The organism is Pseudomonas spelaei, from assembly GCF_009724245.1.
GTDB lineage: Bacteria > Pseudomonadota > Gammaproteobacteria > Pseudomonadales > Pseudomonadaceae > Aquipseudomonas > Aquipseudomonas spelaei.
The window spans coordinates 36,495-58,452 of the sequence record NZ_WNNK01000014.1 but is presented as its reverse complement, the minus strand read 5'-3'; the positions used below and the strand labels follow the sequence as shown (position 1 = coordinate 58,452).

At 48.9% G+C, this 21,958-nt stretch carries 20 protein-coding genes and 2 pseudogenes; 5 read left to right on the top strand and 17 right to left on the bottom strand.

Annotation, left to right across the window (positions count from 1 at the left end; genetic code table 11):
• Nucleotides 1-21: 21 nt before the first annotated feature.
• From GNF76_RS17115 to GNF76_RS17095, 5 genes and pseudogenes are all read left to right on the top strand, one after another.
• Nucleotides 22-615, top strand: a complete 594-nt coding sequence (locus tag GNF76_RS17115; RefSeq protein ID WP_155584310.1) for a TetR/AcrR family transcriptional regulator — start codon at nucleotides 22-24, stop codon at nucleotides 613-615.
• 69 nt (nucleotides 616-684) lie between these two features.
• The gene (gene tnpB, locus GNF76_RS17110; protein ID WP_052966798.1) at nucleotides 685-1,044 is read left to right on the top strand and encodes an IS66 family insertion sequence element accessory protein TnpB; all 360 of its coding nucleotides are present in this window, start codon (nucleotides 685-687) and stop codon (nucleotides 1,042-1,044) included.
• Nucleotides 1,045-1,062: 18 nt separating this feature from the next.
• A pseudogene (gene tnpC, locus GNF76_RS17105) lies at nucleotides 1,063-2,516 on the top strand (IS66 family transposase).
• Nucleotides 2,517-2,585: 69 nt separating this feature from the next.
• Nucleotides 2,586-2,846, top strand: coding sequence for a DUF6429 family protein (locus GNF76_RS17100; protein ID WP_155584309.1), 261 nt, complete (start codon nucleotides 2,586-2,588; stop codon nucleotides 2,844-2,846).
• A 294-nt stretch (nucleotides 2,847-3,140) separates the two neighbouring features.
• Nucleotides 3,141-3,662 carry a GNAT family N-acetyltransferase gene (locus GNF76_RS17095; RefSeq protein WP_155584308.1) on the top strand — a complete coding sequence of 174 codons (522 nt, stop codon included), beginning with the start codon at nucleotides 3,141-3,143 and terminating at the stop codon, nucleotides 3,660-3,662.
• Nucleotides 3,663-3,771: 109 nt separating this feature from the next.
• On the opposite strand, the gene GNF76_RS17090 is transcribed toward GNF76_RS17095, so the two are convergent.
• The 17 genes and pseudogenes from GNF76_RS17090 to rpsA form a co-directional block, all read right to left on the bottom strand.
• Nucleotides 3,772-4,104, bottom strand: a complete 333-nt coding sequence (locus tag GNF76_RS17090; protein ID WP_155584307.1) for a ComEA family DNA-binding protein — start codon at nucleotides 4,102-4,104, stop codon at nucleotides 3,772-3,774.
• Nucleotides 4,105-4,215: 111 nt separating this feature from the next.
• Nucleotides 4,216-6,210, bottom strand: a complete 1,995-nt coding sequence (locus tag GNF76_RS17085) for a polysaccharide biosynthesis protein (protein ID WP_155584404.1) — start codon at nucleotides 6,208-6,210, stop codon at nucleotides 4,216-4,218.
• Nucleotides 6,211-6,303: 93 nt separating this feature from the next.
• A complete protein-coding gene (locus GNF76_RS17080) occupies nucleotides 6,304-7,317 on the bottom strand; it encodes an MraY family glycosyltransferase (RefSeq protein ID WP_155584306.1) in 1,014 nt (337 codons plus the stop codon).
• 191 nt (nucleotides 7,318-7,508) lie between these two features.
• The gene (locus GNF76_RS17075; protein WP_155584305.1) at nucleotides 7,509-8,513 is read right to left on the bottom strand and encodes a WaaS/CpsH family glycosyltransferase; all 1,005 of its coding nucleotides are present in this window, start codon (nucleotides 8,511-8,513) and stop codon (nucleotides 7,509-7,511) included.
• A gap of 1 nt (nucleotide 8,514) precedes the next feature.
• The gene (locus tag GNF76_RS17070) at nucleotides 8,515-9,060 is read right to left on the bottom strand and encodes a serine O-acetyltransferase (protein WP_155584304.1); all 546 of its coding nucleotides are present in this window, start codon (nucleotides 9,058-9,060) and stop codon (nucleotides 8,515-8,517) included.
• A gap of 27 nt (nucleotides 9,061-9,087) precedes the next feature.
• Complete coding sequence (locus GNF76_RS17065) at nucleotides 9,088-10,224, bottom strand: NAD-dependent epimerase/dehydratase family protein (protein ID WP_246211932.1); 1,137 nt, start codon at nucleotides 10,222-10,224, stop codon at nucleotides 9,088-9,090.
• Nucleotides 10,225-10,243: 19 nt separating this feature from the next.
• Complete coding sequence (locus GNF76_RS17060; protein ID WP_155584302.1) at nucleotides 10,244-11,437, bottom strand: hypothetical protein; 1,194 nt, start codon at nucleotides 11,435-11,437, stop codon at nucleotides 10,244-10,246.
• 69 nt (nucleotides 11,438-11,506) lie between these two features.
• Nucleotides 11,507-12,472, bottom strand: coding sequence for a glycosyltransferase family 2 protein (locus GNF76_RS17055; protein WP_155584301.1), 966 nt, complete (start codon nucleotides 12,470-12,472; stop codon nucleotides 11,507-11,509).
• A gap of 69 nt (nucleotides 12,473-12,541) precedes the next feature.
• Nucleotides 12,542-13,810 (bottom strand): O-antigen translocase, encoded by a 1,269-nt coding sequence (locus GNF76_RS17050; protein WP_155584300.1) that lies wholly within the window; start codon nucleotides 13,808-13,810, stop codon nucleotides 12,542-12,544.
• Nucleotides 13,811-13,817: 7 nt separating this feature from the next.
• Nucleotides 13,818-14,942, bottom strand: a complete 1,125-nt coding sequence (locus tag GNF76_RS17045) for a DegT/DnrJ/EryC1/StrS family aminotransferase (protein WP_155584299.1) — start codon at nucleotides 14,940-14,942, stop codon at nucleotides 13,818-13,820.
• Between the two features lie 94 nt (nucleotides 14,943-15,036).
• Nucleotides 15,037-15,435, bottom strand: coding sequence for a sugar 3,4-ketoisomerase (locus GNF76_RS29600; RefSeq protein WP_246211937.1), 399 nt, complete (start codon nucleotides 15,433-15,435; stop codon nucleotides 15,037-15,039).
• 30 nt (nucleotides 15,436-15,465) lie between these two features.
• A pseudogene (gene rfbC, locus GNF76_RS29595) lies at nucleotides 15,466-16,020 on the bottom strand (dTDP-4-dehydrorhamnose 3,5-epimerase); the annotation flags it as partial.
• Nucleotides 16,017-16,910 carry a glucose-1-phosphate thymidylyltransferase RfbA gene (gene rfbA, locus GNF76_RS17035; protein WP_155584297.1) on the bottom strand — a complete coding sequence of 298 codons (894 nt, stop codon included), beginning with the start codon at nucleotides 16,908-16,910 and terminating at the stop codon, nucleotides 16,017-16,019. The pseudogene rfbC and the gene rfbA, both read right to left, overlap by 4 nt.
• Before the next feature lie 813 nt (nucleotides 16,911-17,723).
• Nucleotides 17,724-19,064 carry a Wzz/FepE/Etk N-terminal domain-containing protein gene (locus GNF76_RS17030; protein ID WP_178123384.1) on the bottom strand — a complete coding sequence of 447 codons (1,341 nt, stop codon included), beginning with the start codon at nucleotides 19,062-19,064 and terminating at the stop codon, nucleotides 17,724-17,726.
• A gap of 287 nt (nucleotides 19,065-19,351) precedes the next feature.
• On the bottom strand, nucleotides 19,352-19,591 hold the full coding sequence (locus GNF76_RS17025) for a lipopolysaccharide assembly protein LapA domain-containing protein (protein ID WP_155584296.1): 240 nt from the start codon (nucleotides 19,589-19,591) through the stop codon (nucleotides 19,352-19,354).
• Nucleotides 19,592-19,616: 25 nt separating this feature from the next.
• Entirely contained in the window at nucleotides 19,617-19,913 is a 297-nt protein-coding gene (ihfB, locus tag GNF76_RS17020) for an integration host factor subunit beta (RefSeq protein ID WP_032888918.1), read from the bottom strand.
• A 325-nt stretch (nucleotides 19,914-20,238) separates the two neighbouring features.
• The gene (gene rpsA, locus GNF76_RS17015; RefSeq protein ID WP_155584295.1) at nucleotides 20,239-21,927 is read right to left on the bottom strand and encodes a 30S ribosomal protein S1; all 1,689 of its coding nucleotides are present in this window, start codon (nucleotides 21,925-21,927) and stop codon (nucleotides 20,239-20,241) included.
• Nucleotides 21,928-21,958 lie beyond the last annotated feature (31 nt).

Below are 21,958 nucleotides of genomic sequence, written 5' to 3'. Positions count from 1 at the left end.
CGATGTTTCGGAGGCAGTCCCATGCGCTACTCACAAGACCACAAAGCTCAAACCCACCAGCGCATCATCAAGGAAGCTTCAGTACGATTTCGTCGTGACGGGATTGGCGCCACCGGCCTGCAACCGCTGATGAAAGCGCTGAACCTGACACACGGTGGGTTCTACGCGCATTTCAAGTCCAAGGACGAGTTGGTGGAAAAGGCGCTGCATGCAGCGGCAGAGGAACTGGACGCCCATTGCGCCATGCTGTTTAGTCAGGAGCGACCGCTGGAAGCGTTTATTGACAGCTACCTTTCCGAGTGGCACCAGACATCGCCAGACCAGGGTTGCCCATTACCGACCATGTCTTCGGAGTTGGGACAGCGGGGACAAAGCAGCCCAACGACCGATACCGTGCTCACCGCCCGGCTCAAGCAGGTTGAAGCCGCACTGGCCAGCCCGAATGCCGAAGAGCAAAGCCTGGTAATGATGTCGACACTGGTGGGAGCGCTGGTGTTGGCGCGCAGCGTCAACAGCGCAGAGCTGGCAACGCGAATTCGGGACGTAGTGAGCCGTAACCTGAAAACACAAGTAGACCTGCAAATCAGAGACAAAAAGAAGGTAAGCGCTCCATGAACCCCACATTCAAAGCGCTTAGCTGATCCCGGATGCTGTGCTCCCGATTCCCTCAGGAGCCAGCCCGCCATGATGCGACCCGATGCTAAAGTCGAAAAAGTCTATCTCTACCCCAAGCCCGTCGACTTTCGAAAATCCATTGATGGCCTGGCGGCGCTGGTCGAACTGGATATCAAAGTCGCGGTATTCGACCCAGTGCTTTTCGTCTTCCTCAACAAGCCACGCAACCGCGTGAAGATTTTGTATTGGGAACGCAACGGCTTCTGCCTCTGGCTCAAGCGCCTCGAATCCGAACGATTTAAAACATCGCCCGATGCCAACGATGAAGCGATCATCCTGACCGTCCAGGAACTGAACTGGCTACTTGATGGTTTTGATCTGTGGCGTAACCGTCCTCATCAAGTTTTGACGCCTCGATACGTGGCCTGATTCGGTATAATCCAGGGCATGATTTCCATGCCCGAAAACCTCCCCGATGATCCTGAATTGCTCAAGCAGATGCTTGCGAAAATGCAGTCCAGAGTCGGTTTCCTCGAAGAAGAAAACGTACTGCTGCGTCAGCGCCTGTTCGGACGTAAGTCCGAGCAAGCGGCTGATCCGGCAACGCCGCAGCTGGCCCTGTTCAATGAGGCGGAAAGCGTCGTCGAGCCCATTGATGAAGCCGCAGAAGAGGAGGCTGTTGCGCCGACCCAGCGGCGTGGCAAACGCAAACCGTTGCCGGCCGATCTCCCCCGCATCGAAATCATCCACGAACTGCCCGAACATGAACTGACCTGTGCCTGCGGCTGCCGCAAACACGCCATCGGCGAGGAGGTCAGCGAGCAGCTTGAAATCGTGCCGATGCAAATCCGCGTGATCAAACACGTCCGTAAGGTCTATGGTTGCCGTGCCTGTGAAACGGCTCCGGTCACTGCGGACAAGCCCGCTCAGTTGATTGAAAAAAGTATGGCCAGCCCAAGCGTGCTGGCGATGCTGCTGACCACCAAATACGTGGACGGTTTACCGCTTTACCGTTTTGAAAAAGTGCTGGGCCGCCATGGCATCGATATCCCGCGTCAGACCTTGGCCCGCTGGGTTATCCAGTGCGGTGAACACTTGCAACCACTGCTGAATTTAATGCGCGACCCGTTATTGGAAAGCCGCGTCATCCACTGCGATGAAACCCGCGTGCAGGTGTTGAAAGAGCAGGATCGGGAGCCCAGCAGCCAGTCCTGGATGTGGGTGCAAACCGGCGGCCCACCCGACAAACCAGTGATCCTTTTCGACTACTCCACCAGCCGGGCTCAGGAGGTGCCGACGCGCCTGCTTGATGGCTATCGCGGCTACGTGATGACCGATGATTACGCCGGTTACAACGCGCTGGGCGCGCAGGAAGGAGTGGAGCGTTTAGGCTGCTGGGCGCATGCACGGCGCAAATTCGTCGAAGCGCAAAAAGTGCAGCCCAAAGGCAAGACGGGTCGTGCGGACATCGCGCTGAACCTGATCAACAAGCTTTATGGCATCGAGCGCAACCTACAGGCCGGCAACGACGGCGAGCGAAAAACCGGTCGTCACGCGCACAGCCTGCCGGTGCTGGCTCAGTTGAAAAGCTGGATGGAAAAGACCCAACCCCAGGTCACCGCTCAAAACGCCCTGGGCAAAGCCATCAGCTACCTGGCGAGCAACTGGAACAAACTTGAACGGTACGTCGAGGAAGGTTACTTGCCGATCGACAACAACGCTGCCGAACGCGCCATCAGGCCCTTCGTGATCGGAAGAAAGAACTGGCTGTTTAGCCCCCCCAAAAGGTGCGACGGCCAGCGCTCAACTTTATAGCTTGGTCGAGACTGCCGATGGCTTCTTCGGTTAAGGATTATGAAGCTTTACTCCCCTGGCACTGCTCATCGGTATCGCGTAGTTAAACACGCTATCCATCTTGAAGGCTGGTAGGGTTTACGGTGAGCTTAAAGAATACGAGCGGAGCAACGATCATGAAATACAACGATAAACTGATTCAAGAAGCCGTGCTGGCCCTGTTGGCAACCTTCAGTTTTGATAACGGCAATGCTTGGAAAGGGTTCGACTTCGAGACCATGAGCCGATTACATGAACATGGTTTCATCAGTAATCCGGTGAACAAGAACAAATCGATTTGGTTGACGGTTGAAGGGTTGGAGCGAGGTCGGCAGATAGCCGACCGGTTGTTTGGGGTAAGAACTCAAGTGGAGCATGTATCCGACTCGGATATCTGACTTCATACCGCGGCCATATGGTAGGTGGGGTTTATGGATCGCATACGTTGCTCCACGAGCAGACAGCAGACCAAAAGTAGAGTTGGCTCATCACGCCGCTCCTTAATATCGGAAGGTCTTGGCGACACGTGAGGCCAGCTTGATATAAACTGCCCGGCACCAAAGAGTATCAGCCAGGCTGGCCTGGTAACGCCATCGCTAGATATCAACACTATTTAATCCCTGCCGATGGCTTTTCAGGCCCCATCGAAGGCAGGCATCATACTTCGCCACACAGCCCGATAGGAGAACAGCATGGATTTGAAATCAAAGACTATAGGACTTCGATTGATTGATGAAAGTGATGCTGAGTTCGTTCTGACTCTACGTCTCGATGAAAAATATAACCAATTCTTGTCTTCAGTAAACCCAAGTATCGAAGCACAAAGAGAGTGGATAAAAAAATACAAACTTGATGAAAAAGCGGGAACTCAATATTACTTTATCATTGAGAGAAACGATGGGGTCCCTTGCGGAACAGTCCGAATATATGATTTGACAGAAGACTCATTCTGCTGGGGAAGCTGGATACTCAATGAAGACAAAACAAAATACGCTGCCCTAGAAAGCACATTCCTAGTATATAAATTTGCATTTGAGTACCTCAATTTCAAGCAATCACATTTCGATGTGAGAAAAGGAAATGAGCGGGTTATATCTTTCCATGAAAAAATGGGAGCTATTAAAACAGGAGAAACTGAACTGGACTTCCTATTCACTATTACGAAAGAGGCTGTAGAACTGACAAAGCAGCGTCTATCAAGCAAAATTTCGTAACCTAAAATAGCATTTCAAACAGAAACCTAACATCATAGTTTGATAAGCGAATATTTCCATAACTCTTAAAATAGCCAGTCAGATGACTGGCTATTTTTGCATCTCTCTATCAGTGAACACTCAACTTATTACGATTTTTCTCCAAGAGTGACTTCCCAATACCGTTGACCTGAAGTAACTCGTCTACCGAAGCGAAAGGTCCATGGTTGTCACGATAGTTAACTATTGCCATCGCCTTGGCGGCACCAACTCCCGATAGGTCACGCTTTAGTGTTTCAACGTCCGCCGTATTGAGATTGACATTGCCGACTTGCTCGTTCGAAAACACCGGCACTACAACAGTCGCCGGAACAGGCGGTGTGACAGCAGGTGCGGCACCAACCATTGCCGAACTTCCAACCAGAAAAGCAAAAAACAACGAGGAAAAAATAGTGTTATGCATGCTAGAGACACTCCATGACATCAATAAAGGAAAGCAGCTTTCCAAAGCTGCTTTCCAAACTTAGACGATGTAATAGATATGTCAAAGATGAACATATTACAACATATGAATTCAGGGTTCTGAACGGCGCTGTTGATAAATCCAGTCAACGATTTCATCATCGGGTGTATAACCACTGACCGTCTCACGTAACAATTGCCGAACCCGCACGTAGTCGTCCTGGTCGACAGCGAGCAGTAACTCATTCAACTTAGCCTTTAGCACCTCCCAGGGCAAATGATCCTCGTTGGCGCTCATGATCATCGGGTGCTGGGTCGCCACAACGTTGTCACCAATCAGTAATTCCTCGTAAAGCTTTTCACCAGGACGAAGGCCACTGAATTCGATGGCAATATCGCCATGCGGGTTCTTGTCAGTACGTACACTCAGCCCGGAAAGATGGATCATCTTCTCGGCCAACTCCACAATCTTTACCGGCTCGCCCATATCCAAAACAAACACATCTCCGCCCAACCCCATAGAGCCGGCCTGGATGACCAACTGCGCGGCCTCTGGAATGGTCATAAAGTAACGCGTAATCTTCGGATGGGTCACTGTCAAGGGCCCCCCAGACTTGATCTGCTTGTGAAAAAGCGGAATTACCGAACCCGAAGAACCGAGAACATTGCCAAAGCGCACCATAGTAAAACGAGTCTTGTTGACCCGCGAGACATTTGACTTATCGCCAAACAACACGGGGGCCAATTCTCGACTCAGGGCTTGTAAGGTTAATTCGGCCAACCGTTTGGTGCTACCCATTACATTAGTTGGACGTACTGCCTTGTCTGTGGAGATCAATACGAAGTTATCAACCCCGGCCTGCAGCGCAGCTTGGGCAGTATTCAACGTACCGATCACGTTGTTCAATACACCTTCAGCGATATTGTGCTCAACCATAGGGACATGTTTATAAGCAGCAGCATGGTAGACCGTATCCACATGCCACATCTTCATGACATCCAGTAACTTGTCCTGATTGCGCACCGAACCCAGTATCGGGAGCAAGCGAACAGGCAACGACTCACGACCAATGCGTTGTTCCAGCTCAGACAAAATGCTGTAAAGATTGAACTCGCTGTGCTCAAACAACAGCAGTGCTTTGGGACGAAGAGCCAGGATCTGTCGACAAAGTTCAGAGCCGATAGAACCGCCCGCACCTGTCACCAGGACAGTCTGGTCCTTGATGCAATGTTCGAGCAAATCTCCTTGCGCCGGAACGGCATCACGACCTAGAAGATCGGCAATGTCTACTTCCTGAATATCATCGACCTTGACTCGGCCGCTGGCAAGATCCATGAATCCCGGGACGCTACGCACGTGCAACGGAAAACCTTCGAGAAAGCCGAGTATTTCACGACGACGACCGCGATTGGATGATGGGATCGCCAGGAGGATTTCCTGAGCTCCCGTCGCATCTATCATGCGTTGAATATGTTTGGGCTTATAGACCTGAAGACCCGAAATCACACGATCAGAGATACTCAGGTCATCATCGATAAAAGCGACGGGCCGCATCACCCGTCCCATTCGCAATGCGGCTACCAATTGGTTGCCAGCAGCACCTGCACCATAAATAGCAACCCGGGACAATCCATCGTCACGACTGGTAAAGGGGACGTGCTGAGTGGCCGAGAACCAGTCACCCAGAAAGTACTGACGCATGGCCAAGCGTAGGCCACCGATCATGATCAGGCTGAGCCACCAGTAATTGAACACAATGGACCGTGGAACAATATTTTGATGATTGCTGTACCAGTAGACGACGACACCCAGTATCAACGATGAAAGACTGACAGCCTTAATGATGGCTATCAGCGCATCATTGCCAAAGTATCGCATCACGGCACGGTACATGCCGAAGCGGATAAACAAAGGAATGGCAACCACGGGCGCGGCCAGGAAGAGCCAAAGGTGAAGCTGCAACGGGTTGACCATTTCGTCAATGCCAAGGCGCACTACAAACGAAAGCCAAAGCGCCAGCCAGACCAGAACGACATCAGCCGAAACCTGTATCAATCGTTTCTGCCGCCTTGGAAGCTCAACCAAAAAAGCTCGTAACCTATCCATATACATCTTGAGCACCTAGTCCCATTTTTTCGTGTACACCGTCAACACTTCAACCTGAAGGCTCATATTGCTACAAACCCAAGGACAAACTGCTTAACGCACCTCAGCCTCTCCAGCCCTGAACTTTAAGGCCAAGAGCACCAAAGGTACATAAGCAATCAACACCCCAGTCAAACCATCTAAACCGGTCTTTACAACCAGGTAGGCTATAGGCAACAGCCAAACGACGTTGATCAGTCCGGTCACCAATGTTACCGGCAGGTGCCTGCCATATCGACGAGATGCAAATTGGTAACCGTGGCTACGGTGCGCCTCATAAACTTTCTCCCCCCGAATGAGCCGGCGCACAAGCGTGACGGTAGCGTCGACAATAAAAACGCCCAGCAAAATCAACCAAGCCCAGAAGTATACGGAAGAGCTCCAGCCTCCCTGCAAAGAAAGTGCAGCGAGGGTAATGCCTAGAAATCCGCTTCCCGCGTCTCCCATGAAAATCTTCGCTGGAGGGAAATTCCAGTAAAGAAAACCCAGGACAGAGAACGCAAGCAACATCGGCCCCCACAGTAAATCAAAAGCCCCGCCAATACTGTAGAGCAGCGCAATGCTCAAACACACACAAACAGCCTCGACGCTTGCAATGCCATCAATGCCATCCATAAAATTATAAAGATTGAGCATCCACACCAGATATAAGGCTGCCAGCGCATAACCCAGTGGGCCTAGCTCGAGAATGAATCCGAAGATAGAAACAGGCGCCAAACCACCCAACCAGAACAAAACCCAAAATGCAGCAGTGAAATGCCCGAGCAGCCTCCAACGAGCGGCGATGTGACCGTGATCATCCAGGAACCCCAAAACGGCTACCAGTGCACCCGCCCCAAGAAATGCCCACACTCCCTCCCACGGCATTCTGTCCATAAGCCCCAAAACAGGCAGTGCGGCCAGAAAGCTCAGAACGATCGCAACGCCCCCCCCCCGCGGAGTCGGAACGGTATGGGAACTACGTGCATTCGGCACATCAATTAAACTGCTGGCCAGCGCGTAACGGCGAAGCATCCAAGTCAGCCCCAGGGAGACCACGGCCAGAACAGGCAGAAACCACCACAACATATAAAACTCCATTACGTTCGCCCTAATACGCCCGGAACAAAAAAACAACTCTGACCGGTCTTACCGCCTGGGGCCACTAAACGCTCCCCGAGCAAGGGTTTATGAGTCACCTTCGATAATGTAGCCGAAAATGAAAAAAACGATCCAATGCCCTACTGCTGCACTCCCAAGACTTACTGGAAGATGGACCGCTATTCGTCTGCATCGGCAGACCCAAATATCTCATCGACCCAACCTGCCAATCGGTAGCGATTATATACCTGAGGTGGGACATCGACATAAGGAATACTGAAGAAGTCTTGAGGTATCCTAGGCTGTTTTCGGTCGACAACACATATATTTCCTTCAAAATAGAAGTCATAGTTTTTCACGTTTTTATTAGTCGTGACCAACTTCTTTCTAGCCCCTAATGTTTCTAGGGTCCGCATAGTCAACCCTGTCTGCTGCGGGTGTTCAATATCCAATATCGCATCAGATGCATTGAAGACGGACTGAACATCAGCTTTGGAAATCGACTCAAACTTAAAGTCGGAACGACGTGCACTCCGGAATCCCGAGTTGATTACTCGATACAACCAGAACACCCAAGGTGCTTGCAAATATAAGTACCAAAACCTTTTTGCTGTAACGTCCAAACCATTGTCAATCTGTCTAACAATTGAAAAACGATCGGAGTGTGCCGTGCCGATAAAGCTAATATCGTAGCGTTTTTCATGGGGCACAACTGATTCGAATCCTGCTGAGAAAAATAGAGGCCTAAAATTCAAAGAGTACTTCTCAGCGTCATCTCGATCAAACGAAAAAACATGGTCAAAATAAGGTACATTATTCAAAATCAAGCGACGATTACGGAACGAATCCCACATATAAAGAATAAACTTCGCACGAGGATAAAACGAACGCCATTGTGCGAGAGTTTCTGTCGACAACGTTTGTCCATTTACTACAAAAACATAATCGAAGTCACGGTCCGCCAACGACTTCATTTCCTCTGCATAATATCGATCTGCTGCTCCCATGACCCAACTCCGGCGAACGCGAGTTACCGCTTTCAGGAGTGCGGACTCAAAGGGACGGTCAAGCAGGAAGGTAACGTCAGCCCCGCGTCGGGTCAGTTCGTCGCGGATCTCGTTCTCATAGCCAAAAAACCGAGGAGCCACATATAGGATTTTTTTATTGCCCAGTGAAAAACTCATGCTATTTTTCCGTCACTTTTACAACTTTTGCAGGGATACCGGCCACCGTCACGTTGTCCGCAGCAGACGTTAACAAAACAGCGTTAGCACCCACGGTAACATTGTTACCAATGAACAACCCGCCCAAGACCTTAGCACCTGCCCCCACCAATACATTATCCCCAATTACAGGGCGATGATCCGCCGTATAAGTAAAGTCTAAATCCCTCGCTCCAAGGGTTACACCTTGGTAAATAACAGCATTTTTTCCAATACTCACAGCACCAATAACGGTGCCTTGGGTGTGGGGAAAAAACAGTCCAGGTCCAATCTTGCAAACCGTTGCTATTTCAATACCGAATACTAAAAAATTAAGTAATGAAAACAACTTTGCAAACGGCCTCAACCCATTCATCTGGCACTTGTAGGCCAGTCTATAGAGCAGAACGGGGGCAAACCTTGGAGAAAACATACTCAACAGCAGTTTTACTCTGGACTTGAGAGGCGGAGCGCCAAATAATTCTCTTTGCCGTTGGATATCGGCACGTAATAACGAGCAGATACTCATCCCGTTCTGTCCCATTGAAATATCGCCTTAGTTCATCAATTTACGAGCACGAAGCTCTTGATTAGCTTTCTCAAGCTGGTCTTCCGGCAGAGGTTGCGACAACACCCAGGTGGCAAAACGCTTCAGTCCCTCTTTCAAACTAACTTTAGGGACAACACCTAGCAGAGATATCAGTCGCTCAATATCTGCGTAGTTATGACGAATATCACCAATACGGAATTGCCCCGTCACTGTTACATTAGGCTCTTTACCAAAAGCTTTAGTCAGTTCCTCAGCGACCTCCTTGACTGAAGTCGCCACTCCACTACCCACGTTGATAATGGCATTCGGAGACTCCGTGACCGTCAGGCCGGCGAGCAACGCGTCTGTCACATCATCCACGTGGACAAAATCGCGACTTTCAAGCCCGTCCTCGAATAATGGCAGGACGCTGTCCCGGCGAATCTTTGTTGAGAAGATCGACAGGATCCCGGTGTAAGGGTTGTTCAAAGATTGGCGCTCGCCGTAGACGTTCTGCAAGCGAAAAATTGTATAGCCGATGCCCATCGACTGGCAGCCGATACGAACAAGATCTTCCTGCGCATACTTAGTCGCTGCATAGAAAGAAGACGGTGCAATCTGATCAGTTTCTTTCGTAGGGACCAATTGCAACTGAGCCCCCGAAAGTGGGCAAACTGGCTCCCATTGTTGCAAGTTCAGCGCATCAGCCGTTCGTGCAGAAGGGCAAACACGCATACCACTTTCAGGATTTACATAAGCGCCCTCTCCATACACCGAACGGCTCGAAGATAAGACGATACGCTTGACCTGATGCGTCGTCATCCTGCTGAGGACTTCAAACATCAATGCCGTCCCCTGAGAGTTGACCTCATTGTACTTGGCAATTTCATACATCGACTGACCAGTACCAGTTTCGGCCGCCAGATGGACAACCGCATGCACACCCTCCAGACTACGGGTCCAGTCTTCCTTGCTCGTCACGCTACCGCGGATAAATTCAATACCCTCGCCAGCCAACCAATCGAGGTCTTGAGGAAGGACACCATGCACTTGAACAGTGAGCGGATCCAGAACTCTGATTCGATACCCATGAGCCTGCAGCTTTGGTATCAAATGCGACCCTATGAACCCAGCACCGCCGGTAACCAAAACAATTTTAGACATACTCATCTCCTAATTTTCCCTACGCCAAATAGGCGGGCCTTTTCCCTTTAAAGAAAAGGGCAATAAAAACCAAAAATGCCAACCCACCACTAAATAGAACCGCTGGAAGCGCATTCAGAGTCAGAGTGCAAATGGAGATACCCAAGCATGCACACAAAGCAGTATTTCCAGAGCGTATGCAAATTCTCACAAACAGCGCCAAGATTGCCGAATAAAGAATAACGCCAAAGTAACCAAAATTCAGAAATGCATCGACATAAAATACTGTATTCGCCGATCCCGTCCCTGTTTCATTCTGTCCCCATTCGAAAGCAAACACTTCCTGCTCAAGATTAATCTTAGGCTCGCCCATTAAAAAAGCAATAAGGCCGATGGATCGACCCGAGACACTTTCGCCTGAGAGAACCTCATCCTTATAACGAAGCCAATCGATAGCTGTAAGATAGGGGATATACATAACCCGATTGATCAAATAGTAGAACTGGGATGTCTCTTCAGGAAATAGATTGTATTCAACCGGCACCGAAGCCATTGGGCTCTCTTCAGCGGGCGCTGCATCAGCGGAAGTTAAGGCCCCGCGCGCCAACACCGAAACAGTCGCGATTACAATTACCAAATAAAAAACTGATAAATAAGCCTTATTCTTCTTCCCTACGTTTACAAACAAAATAATCAACGGGATCATCGCCACCAATGCCCGGCCCTTCTCCAGCGTCAGCAATAAAGTAAAAATAAAAGCGAACAAGACCCAAAAACGACGTCGTGCTTTATCCACGAACATTTGAGTAATCACAAGCGGAACTAACGATGTAACACCTATTGCGTAAATATATGTCAGTATTCGCTCAGAACCTTCGCGCGTCCTCAGAAACTCCTCACGCAGACCAGATAACTCCGCGAGCCCCACCCCCTTGAACGCTGCAAACAAGGCTATTCCTGGCGCAGTTAATGAGGCGTAAAGAATGACAGCAAAATAAATCCCAAGGATAGTTAGATTAAACACCCTCCAACTCATAGGAAGTTTCGGAATCGTATTAAGTAATCGCGAAAACCAATAACCTGAAAACAATATATAAAACAATAAGTAAGACAGAATACTCAACACCGAGAGGAATAGTAAAACCGGTGCTTGATCACGCTCACCAAAGAAAACACCCAATAGTGATGGAAGGATATAAAATATCGCCATTGCCAGTACTGGCAGCAGATACATGTTCCTAAACTCTAAAACCTTAAACATATCCCACCCGACCTATGTGAGCCACATTAAACTATCATCATACTACGCACGCTTTTTGAGAAAATTTTTAAAATGTGCCAGCGGTACCGACGCGACCGTCAAGAATATCTTGTTTTTGAGGAAGACAAATACAAGCTTTACAAATAAATATCGACTCGATTTAGTATAGGTAAGCATATAATTTTCGAGGCGCGCAACATTAGCTACGTCACCCTTTATTACCTGGCGAAAAAGCTCGCCTGCGATATAACGCTGACCACCCCGAGCACATGCTGCTTGCATCCGAACATCCTCTGGATACTGTTTGGAAATGATTTCCAATGTTCGGAGAGACTCATCCAATAGCTCTAACGTCCGATCACTCGCACCTAAGCCGTGCTTTCTGTATTTGCCGTAGACGCCCGCCAACTCCCTCACCTGGCCCGTCGCAGCCACCTCAATACAAAAAATCCAATCGGATACAACAGGAAACGCAGGATGGAAGCCGTGTGCAGGGCAATTGCTTTTTCGAACCATGACAGATGAAGCGCCCGGGATACCACCCTTCGAGATCAACTCATAGACATCTTTAATTTCTTCTTTCTTTGTCGAGTTAGTGATAAATATCGTTTCATTAGTATGATGATCAAATATCTCAACAGGATGGTAAGACAACACTACTGCGGGATCATTAAAAACCTCGACTTGTGACGAGATTTTTCCCGGTAGGAATAGATCATCTCCCCCCAGCAAAGCAATTAGCTCTCCAGTGCATGCAAAAAAAGCCGCATTGGAGTTACCAGTAATTCCCAAATTTTTTTTATTCAGTACTGGCTTAACTATTTCAGGATATTTACACTGAAACTCGAGAATGACTTTTGCGGTTCCATCCGTGGAAGCATCATCTGCTACCACAATCTCAAGATTTGGATAGTCCTGATCCAGCACGCTCTGTATTGTTTCTGCAATCAAATTTTCTTGATTATATGTAATTATCATTACAGAAACTTTTGGGCTATACGCAGTCAAAAATTCGCTCCTCACCTGTTACTAAAAACATCCGACAAATAAAAATTCACCGACAGCCAACACCGTCAATCACTCTGACGTCGAAAGCTTCATCCCTTTGAGCTCCCTGGTAATAAAAACAATCATGACAGTCCAATAAAGTGCGTAAGTCAGGGCATGTGCTATTGTGACCCCTTCCAACCCGTAAATCCCGGACAGCCAGATCGAAAACACATAAAACCCTACCGATCCTAAAACTTCCGTGACGATGAAAAGCTTGAACATCGCCTTCCCCAACATCAAATAAGCCAGAATCCAACTGCCAATTTTCAATGTGTCACCGAACATCTGCCATGCAAAAAGATCCCGCATTGGAAGAAAATCATCGGTGAACAACAAATTGATAATCAGATCGCGGAATAGATAAATCACAAGGCCACAAATTGCAGCGCAGGGCAGAATCATCTTATATCCTTGGATTATTTCTTGCTTGATGCCCTCATAAGTCTTCAGCTCTGACAGTTTTGGTAGGTAATAAACACTCAGCGTCGTGGTCACCAGCATCAAATAGGCGGAACTCAATCGCCAGATAGCCTCCCAATAACCGGCGGCAGCCCAACCAAGTGTATCCCCCAAATGATTCCGCACCAAAATATGACTAATTGGAACGCATGTCGCTGAGGTTAACGCCATGGCCGTAAACTTGGTAAAGTTGATAAGTACACCCCGATCAACTTCTCCGAACAAGTACTTTACTTTGAACCAGGGCGCTTCCCAGCAAACTAACAATGTCACGAAAAAATTAATCGATTGATAGACTGCCAGTGCAACCAGTGCACCATACAGCCCATAATAGATCGACATACCCGTTGTTACCACGAATGCCAGTACACTTCCGGCGATATTCGAAAGCACGTAACGAAGAAGCTCCTTCTTTCCGTTCAATATCGCAAGTAAAAGAGCGTTGAGTGTAAACAGCAATAGCGTCGCTGCAAACCAAACAAACACCCCACCCAGACCTTCTTTGCCGAAGACCCATGATGCTAGCGAATCGCTAAATAGAGCAATTATGACGCTGGTAAACAGTGAACCTACCACCACGATAGTCCCTGCCGTTCGCCAAACAGCTTGCTGCTTTAGTTCATCATCGTGATATTCCGCGGTGTATTTGGTGACGCCAGTATTGATAGCGCCACTGGCGAAGGTAGTAATCATCTGGATCGCATTCTGGAACTGTCCCAGTGATGCGTACCCAACGGGCCCTACATAAACGGCAAGCACTTTATTCAGGCCAAGAAGAGTAAGCATCTTGACCAGTACTGCAATACCGTTCAGCAAGCTTGTCTTTATCAGCGTCATTTAAGTATCAACCGCGCCCGACAAAACTATTGCAAGCATCAACCACTACCTTCGCATCAGCCAGACTCATAGTCGGGCCGATGGGCAGACTTAGAATTTGATCGTGAATTTTTTCTGTCAGTGGAAACGAAAGACTATTCCAGTCGCTGTACGCTTTTTGTTTGTGGGGGGGAATAGGATAATGAATGAGAGTTTGAACCCCTGCATTCGCGAGATACTGATGTAGCTCGTCTCGAGCCTCACAGCGAATGACAAACAAATGCCAAACATGACTTTCCAAGGTAAGAGCCGAAGTTTTTTTATCCAACGGCAATGTTATAAGCGGATTATTTATACCTTTCATATACACATCCGCAACAACCCTACGACTCCCCGTGTTAGACTGAAGGTAGTTCAACTTAACACTCAACATCGCCGCCTGAATTTCATCCAGACGACTATTTACACCTGGGTAGATATTCTCGTATTTCTTATGAGAGCCATAGTTTCGCAATGCTTTGATCACATCAGCCAACTCATCATCGTTGGTCGTCACAGCACCAGCATCACCCAATGCTCCCAGGTTTTTGCCTGGATAAAAACTAAACGCTCCGGCATCTCCCCAACTTCCCGCCGGTGTAGCATCTATGCTCGCGAGGTGGGCCTGCGCAGCGTCTTCGAGTACAAGTAACTTATGCTCGGCCGCGATATCCTGAATCTCTTGCATGTCAGCCAGTTGACCATACAAATGAACAGGAATAATCACTTTTGTGCGCGGCGTTATCGCTGCCCTCACTAATGCAGGAGAAATGTTCAGCGTTTTCTCATCGGGCTCGACCAATACAGGGGTCAACCCATTTTCGGTGACTGCTAAAATACTGGCAATGTAAGTGTTGGCAGGAACGATAACCTCATCGCCTTCCTGCAACTTTCCAAGTATTTTCCAAGCCCGTAAAGTCAGCGATAGTGCATCAAGACCATTAGCAACACCCAAGCAATGCTTGACGCCGCACATCTGAGCAAAGCGTTTTTCGAAAGTAGCTAGCTCAACGCCTTGCACATACCAACCCGAGTCAATGACTCGGGCGCACGCTTCTTTCAACTGAACTGCATACTCAGCATTAACGTCTTTCAAACTCAGAAATTCAATCATCGCACCACCAAATTAAAACTGATTAGAAAAATCGCCGCTGACTAGAAGAAATTTGAGCCGGCTACTTGGCGACTTACCTGATAACCAAAAAAATTCAACTCTCGGCTTGAGCTTTCACAATCCGAATAAAATCATCATAGTTTCGAATGTAATCCGACTCTGCGTACTTTTCACTGGCAAAAACAACCAGAACGCAATCTTCACTAAAGTCGTGCATCTCACGCCATATCAGATTATTAATGAATACGCCTTTGGATGGTGAGTCCAACCAAACATCCTCGGTGTGGGTACCATTATCCAGCACCATGCGGCATTTTCCCGAGACACAGACGGCCAACTGCAATAGGTTTTTATGGGCGTGGAAACCACGACTTACTTCCGCCAACGTGCCAAATATGTAATAAACACGTTTGACATCAAAAGGCAGAATATTGCCCGCCTCAAGGGAAATCAGGCTACCACGTTCATCACCAATAATTTTCAGGTCGACCAACCGGGTAGTTCCCGGCAGATAGAACGTCGGTAATTCAGCATCTCGAAGGCTGACGGCACTCGCATCTTTTTCACTGACAGAAAAATCATCACACCTAGGCCACTGGATATCGAGATCACTATCATTCCAAACGATACTACGCTCCAGCTCCTTACAGTAAACGTCTGTGGTTTTGTATAAGAAATGGGTATCATCTTCTAAAGCTACAAAACCGTGAGCAAAGCCTTCAGGAATCCATAAGCACTTTCTATTCTCTGCACTCAGTTCAACACCTACCGACATCCCGAAGGTTGGGGAGTTGCGTCGAATATCGACAGCGACGTCGTATGCCGCGCCTTTCGTCACCCTGACTAGCTTTCCCTGAGCATGAGGGCCCATTTGATAATGTAGGCCCCGCAGCACACCTCTTTTAGAGCACGAATGATTATCCTGAACGAATGATCTCGGCACGGGAAGGCCAATTTTTTTCAGTTCAGCATGAAAACTAAACTCATTGAAGCTTTCCATAAACCATCCACGGCTATCTTCATACGCCTGCGGTTCGAACACTACAACATCAGGAATTTTTGTCTGAGTAACTTTCATGCTGACGGTGTCTCATTAAGTAGTTGCGACAAGTACTGACCATATCCGGTTTTTTTCAGCTTTTCAGCTTGCGAAGCAAGCTTCTCTTTGGAGATCCAGCCATTACCAAATCCTATTTCCTCCAAGCAAGCAACTTTGAGCCCTTGGCGATGCTCGATAGTGTGTACAAAATGGCTCGCCTCGAGAAGGCTTTCGTGGGTTCCAGTATCCAACCAGGCAAAGCCACGCCCTAACACTTCAACAGTGAGAGCGTTTTTTTCCATGTAACAACGATTGACATCCGTGATTTCCAACTCGCCTCGACTTGAAGGCTTGATACCTTTTGCAATACCAATCACTGTATTATCGTAAAAATACAGTCCTGTAACAGCATAATTTGACTTCGGTCTTTCCGGTTTCTCTTCGATGCTTAACGCATTTCCCTCAGCGTCAAACTCAACAACACCGAAGCGTTCTGGATCGGAGACGTGATAACCAAAAATCGTTGCACCTGTCGTCTTGGACATGGCTGACTTCAAGTTATCGGAGAAATGCTGCCCATAGAAAATGTTATCACCCAAAATCAAGCAACACAGATCATCGCCAATGAATTCTTCACCGATAATAAACGCTTGGGCCAACCCATCAGGGCTAGGCTGCACGGCATAGCTCAATTCAATGCCATATTGGCTACCATCACCTAGTAATTTCTGGAAGCAAGGCAAGTCTTCCGGTGTAGAAATAATAAGAATCTCTCGCATTCCCGCCAGCATCAACACAGATAGCGGATAGAAGATCATAGGCTTATCGAAAATCGGTAGCATTTGCTTAGAGACCCCCAGCGTGAGGGGGTGAAGCCGCGTACCTGAGCCACCGGCTAGAATAATGCCCTTGCGTTTACTGACCGTCATTTTTAAAACTTCCTTTACTATTCTGGCTATAACCTAGCATTGGTCTAGCTAATGGCTATAATTCTACTGTCCGGAATTGAGTAATCTAGAGATGGATTCTAGCCAAAACATAGCTCAAACGTTTCAGGTACGCAGCCGCTATCATCACTCTTAGCATTCTTTTTCCGCGGCTATGGTCAATAGTCACGACGTACGCCTCTTACAAGCAGCTCAAATTCAGGTGCCCAGCACCTGGAGCGCTACCACCCCAAAAGCCTTGACTCAAGGGCGCAAACCTTAACCCCCATTTTTCGTAAATAGCCCTACAAAAAACTAAATTTTCTGCAAGCATATGGACAAATATCTCACTTCTACCGATCCAACGCCACGAAAGCACCAGAAATCCCCAAAGAGCCACTACAATGAAGTGCGTTAAGCCCATCATGTAACCAATTGTATCCTGCCCAAAACACACGAACCGCAATAGCTCTCACCTTTTAACAGAGCTCTAAAGCGGGATAGATGCAGGACTTTCGGGCTCTGTGCAAATAGGACGCTCCCTTTCTGCAACGTCTTTGCCCCGGTAGGATGAGTGGTAATGAACCACGCCTGACGTTCATTATCCGCCTCTTGCCATCACAAGAGAGGACGGCAGCTGACATGAAGTCAAAAAAGTGCCTCTCCCTAGGACCCGCCTTGCTGGAAACCAACATAAAACAAATCGATGACTAAGGGCTACCCCAAACTCCATGGGACTTTAGAGACACGCACCGGGGCCGTAGTTCCATTCCAGCACCGTCATTGCTGCGGTGCTCCGTAAACATCTGCGACCTCTTAATTAGTGGTGATAGGCTTACGCTGATCCGACATGAGAATGGTAGTAGAAGTGACATCTGTACCGCCAAAACCCTCGCGCCTCAAGACAATAACATGCCGAAATAGAGCAATCAGGGCACCAAGAATGATCCCGAAAATCAGGCCGGATACCAAAATCAGCATTTTCTTCGGTTTGATAGGACTCAACGGCTCCAGCGCCAGCTTGTCAATTGTCACTAGTTTCAGCCGACTCATATCGATACTCAGATTGAGAAGACGAGAAACCTCTGCGCGCAATGGCTGCACCCCACTCAAAAAGAGGTCTTCATTTTCGCGTCTTTTCAGTATCTCAATCTCTCTATTTGACTGGAGCAACTGGAGTTCTTTCGCGATCTGGGCGATGCGCCCTTCCGTGAAGTCATCCGTCTTGCGCTGAGTCAAAGCCGCGCGTTCTGCCTCAAGCGCTTCTACCCCCATAAAGTACAGTGGTATCTGTTGGTTATTGACCTCAGTTCGCATGACGCTACCGGATCCGCGCTCGTTATCTCCTAACGATGAAGGAGTAGTCGGTTTTCGGATCCCCAATGATTTGGCTATACTGATCGCTTCGTTTAGCTGAGCGATCCGATCTACACGCTGAGTTTTGAGCTGGCTCCGCAGCGCTTTCAATTCATCTTGTAGTTGGGCGCGCCGCAGACTATCAGATTCAGACAAGGAGGCGATTTTGGCTTCCTTTTCAGTGTCGTAATTTGAGCGAGCTGCATCCAGCTTTCCCTTCAGTTCATTTAGGCGGTTCTTAACGATCACATTCAAGTCTGCGGCTAACTGTTCGCGCTCAGAGGCAATCGCGTACTCGATAAAATTATTAACGATCGCAACGCCATCTACTCCTTGGGGGTAGTTCATTTCGAGCTTGATATTAGCGCTGATAGAGTCCGCCTTCTTGGGATCAGGCAAGACTAGGTTGATCGAGTTTCTATTGAACTCCTCAAAACTCTGTTCAAGAGTCCGGCCTGGACGCTCAAACTCTTTGAATAGTTTCTGGTTTGCTCTGAAAAAGCCCAAGCGTGTGTCGTATGACTCAAGGGATGCACCGACCTTGATCAAGGCTTCGCTGGGAGGAAGCCTGTAGACCTCTGAGCGATTCAGGGCATCGAGCTCATTGATCGCTGCTGGTCGCAGCACACTGCTGACTTGATATTCGGGAGTTACCAAGAAAGCGTATGCGGTCGCCGCAAGCACTACACTGCCCGCGACAACGGCGATGAGCTTTTTCTGGCGCCAAATAGCATGAGAAAGCGCGAAGATATCGATTTCATCGGATGGGGGTACCGGGGGAGCGCGGAAGCTACTACTCACAACAAAAACCTGCCTTCAAAGAGAAACTGCGGGCTCGTTATGCAGACGATTTGTGGATTTTCTTGTTTTTATAGTAATTAGCCGACAAAAACCTGCGTCGCTGCTGGCTTTGGGGCACACAAAATGCCTGTTCTCGAGAACAGAATGCATTTTGCCATCTACGCGCTACATTACAAGACTTGACTTATCTGTAAGGAATTTCCCAATCTCTATAAGGGATTATCCGAAATAGCCTTCTGGGCGGGCAAAAACCCTGATCACCCCATGAATAAGGGGACTCAAGCCCGTTATTCGATTCCATGCTTCTGCCGCCTGGGTTTACGGATCGTTAAAAACCCGATAATCGGCCCCACAACCATCCCAACAATCAAAGCAACCGCAACAAACACTGAAACCGGCATCTGCGGCGTAGACCACCCCAGGAACGACAGGGCAACGTCCTGCTGGTTTTCCAATACAAACGCCAGGATCACCAAGGCGACAACCAGCACTATCAGCACCAAGGCAACGCGCTTAACACCGCGCATAAGTTTCTCCCTTCACCAAAAACACTCAGACGCCATCTTCTTCGTCTTCGTTCACCCGATCCCGCAATTCCTTGCCCGGCTTGAAGTGGGGCACGAATTTACCGTCGAGGCTAACGGACTGCCCGGTCTTCGGGTTACGACCAACACGCGGTGCTCGATAGTGCAGTGAGAAGCTGCCAAACCCGCGAATTTCTATGCGATCCCCAGTGGCAAGGCATTGGGACATTTGTTCAAGCATAGTCTTGATGGCCAACTCCACATCCTTGGATGAAAGCAGCCCTTGATGGGTGACAATTCGTTCGATCAACTCCGACTTCGTCATATTTTTCCCTTCTTTTTCAAGCAGCTAGGAAAAGCGCTTCGAAGGTTTTAGCATGACCAGAGCAGTTTGAACAGCCCGAGTATTGACTTATCTTTCAGAAGTTGGAGCTTGAGGCGGACGGCCGGTGCTTAGAGCCTCACCTCCTCAGGAGCCGCAGGAGGCACTCAATGACCGGCCTCAGGAGATAGAGCCTGCCGTAGCCAATCATCAACCAAGGCGACCACAAGATCGCAGAAGGCACAGCAACAATAGCCTGCCCGCAAAAACGAAATTCGAGGTATAAAAAAGGGCGACCGAAGTCGCCCTTTTTACAGCCTTACAGAACTTAGTTCTGTTTAGCCATTGCTTCGCGCAGCAGTGCAGCCATGGTGGTCTCACCAGGAGCAGCAGCGTCCGGGGCCGATTTCAGGCTCTGGATTGCTTCTTTCTCTTCAGCATCATCTTTCGACTTGATGGAGAGTTGGATTACGCGGCTCTTGCGGTCAACGCTGATGATCTTGGCTTCTACTTCTTCGCCTTCTTTCAGAACGTTACGCGCGTCTTCAACGCGGTCACGGCTGATTTCGGAGGCTTTCAGAGTCGCTTCGATATCGTCGGCCAGAGTGATGATGGCGCCTTTAGCGTCAACTTCCTTCACGATGCCTTTAACGATGGCGCCTTTATCGTTCTCTTGAACGTACTCGGAGAACGGATCGCTTTCCAGTTGCTTGATACCCAGGGAGATGCGCTCGCGCTCTGGGTCAACCGACAGGATAACGGTGTCCAGCTCGTCGCCCTTCTTGAAACGACGAACAGCTTCTTCGCCCACTTCGTTCCAGGAGATGTCGGACAGGTGAACCAGGCCGTCGATGCCGCCGTCCAGACCAATGAAGATACCGAAATCGGTGATCGACTTGATGGTGCCGGAGATTTTATCGCCCTTGTTGAACTGGCCAGAGAAATCTTCCCATGGGTTAGATTTGCACTGCTTGATGCCCAGGGAGATACGACGACGCTCTTCGTCGATGTCCAGAACCATAACTTCCACTTCGTCGCCGACTTGTACGACTTTCGAAGGGTGGATGTTCTTGTTGGTCCAGTCCATTTCGGAAACGTGTACCAGGCCTTCCACGCCTTCTTCCAGCTCAGCGAAGCAGCCGTAGTCGGTCAGGTTGGTAACACGCGCGGTTACGCGAGTGCTTTCTGGGTAACGAGCCTTGATAGCGACCCATGGATCTTCGCCCAGCTGCTTCAAGCCCAGGGAGACACGGTTGCGCTCACGATCGTACTTCAGAACCTTGACATCGATCTCGTCGCCAACGTTGACGATTTCCGATGGATGCTTGATACGCTTCCAAGCCATGTCGGTAATGTGCAGCAGGCCATCGACGCCACCCAGATCGACGAATGCGCCGTAATCGGTGAGGTTTTTGACGATACCTTTGACTTGCTGGCCTTCCTGCAGGGATTCCAGCAGAGCTTCACGCTCGGCGGAGTTCTCTGCTTCCAGGACGCTGCGACGGGAAACGACAACGTTGTTGCGCTTCTGGTCGAGCTTGATGACCTTGAATTCGAGCTCTTTGCCTTCCAGGTGCGTGGTGTCGCGCACTGGACGAACGTCGACCAAAGAACCTGGCAGGAACGCACGGATGCCGTTAACGTCGACAGTGAAGCCGCCTTTAACCTTACCGTTGATAACGCCCTTGACCACTTCTTCAGCTGCGAAGGCTGCTTCCAGAACAATCCAGCATTCAGCGCGCTTGGCTTTTTCACGGGAGAGCTTGGTTTCACCGAAGCCGTCTTCAACCGAGTCCAGCGCAACGTGAACTTCGTCACCGACATTGATAGTCAGGTCGCCAGCGTCGTTGTAGAACTGCTCAAGCGGGATGAGTGCTTCAGACTTCAGACCAGCGTGAACGGTTACCCAGCGAGCTTGGTAATCGATATCAACGATAACACCGGTGATGATGGAGCCAGCCTGAAGGTTCAGGGTTTTTAGGCTTTCTTCAAAGAGTTCCGCAAAGCTTTCGCTCATTTTAATTCCTGTTGATAAGGGCGAAGAATAC

Excerpts from the sequence above, each read along its gene's own strand:
- GNF76_RS17115 (WP_155584310.1), top strand. The coding sequence starts at position 22 with ATGCGCTACTCACAAGACCACAAAGCTCAAACCCACCAGCGCATCATC.
- tnpB (WP_052966798.1), top strand. The coding sequence starts at position 685 with ATGATGCGACCCGATGCTAAAGTCGAAAAAGTCTATCTCTACCCCAAG.
- GNF76_RS17100 (WP_155584309.1), top strand. The coding sequence starts at position 2,586 with ATGAAATACAACGATAAACTGATTCAAGAAGCCGTGCTGGCCCTGTTG.
- GNF76_RS17095 (WP_155584308.1), top strand. The coding sequence starts at position 3,141 with ATGGATTTGAAATCAAAGACTATAGGACTTCGATTGATTGATGAAAGT.
- GNF76_RS17090 (WP_155584307.1), bottom strand. The coding sequence starts at position 4,104 with ATGCATAACACTATTTTTTCCTCGTTGTTTTTTGCTTTTCTGGTTGGA.
- GNF76_RS17085 (WP_155584404.1), bottom strand. The coding sequence starts at position 6,210 with ATGGATAGGTTACGAGCTTTTTTGGTTGAGCTTCCAAGGCGGCAGAAA.
- GNF76_RS17080 (WP_155584306.1), bottom strand. The coding sequence starts at position 7,317 with ATGTTGTGGTGGTTTCTGCCTGTTCTGGCCGTGGTCTCCCTGGGGCTG.
- GNF76_RS17075 (WP_155584305.1), bottom strand. The coding sequence starts at position 8,513 with ATGAGTTTTTCACTGGGCAATAAAAAAATCCTATATGTGGCTCCTCGG.
- GNF76_RS17070 (WP_155584304.1), bottom strand. The coding sequence starts at position 9,060 with ATGAGTATCTGCTCGTTATTACGTGCCGATATCCAACGGCAAAGAGAA.
- GNF76_RS17065 (WP_246211932.1), bottom strand. The coding sequence starts at position 10,224 with ATGTCTAAAATTGTTTTGGTTACCGGCGGTGCTGGGTTCATAGGGTCG.
- GNF76_RS17060 (WP_155584302.1), bottom strand. The coding sequence starts at position 11,437 with ATGTATCTGCTGCCAGTACTGGCAATGGCGATATTTTATATCCTTCCA.
- GNF76_RS17050 (WP_155584300.1), bottom strand. The coding sequence starts at position 13,810 with ATGACGCTGATAAAGACAAGCTTGCTGAACGGTATTGCAGTACTGGTC.
- GNF76_RS17045 (WP_155584299.1), bottom strand. The coding sequence starts at position 14,942 with ATGATTGAATTTCTGAGTTTGAAAGACGTTAATGCTGAGTATGCAGTT.
- rfbA (WP_155584297.1), bottom strand. The coding sequence starts at position 16,910 with ATGACGGTCAGTAAACGCAAGGGCATTATTCTAGCCGGTGGCTCAGGT.
- GNF76_RS17025 (WP_155584296.1), bottom strand. The coding sequence starts at position 19,591 with ATGCGCGGTGTTAAGCGCGTTGCCTTGGTGCTGATAGTGCTGGTTGTC.
- ihfB (WP_032888918.1), bottom strand. The coding sequence starts at position 19,913 with ATGACGAAGTCGGAGTTGATCGAACGAATTGTCACCCATCAAGGGCTG.
- rpsA (WP_155584295.1), bottom strand. The coding sequence starts at position 21,927 with ATGAGCGAAAGCTTTGCGGAACTCTTTGAAGAAAGCCTAAAAACCCTG.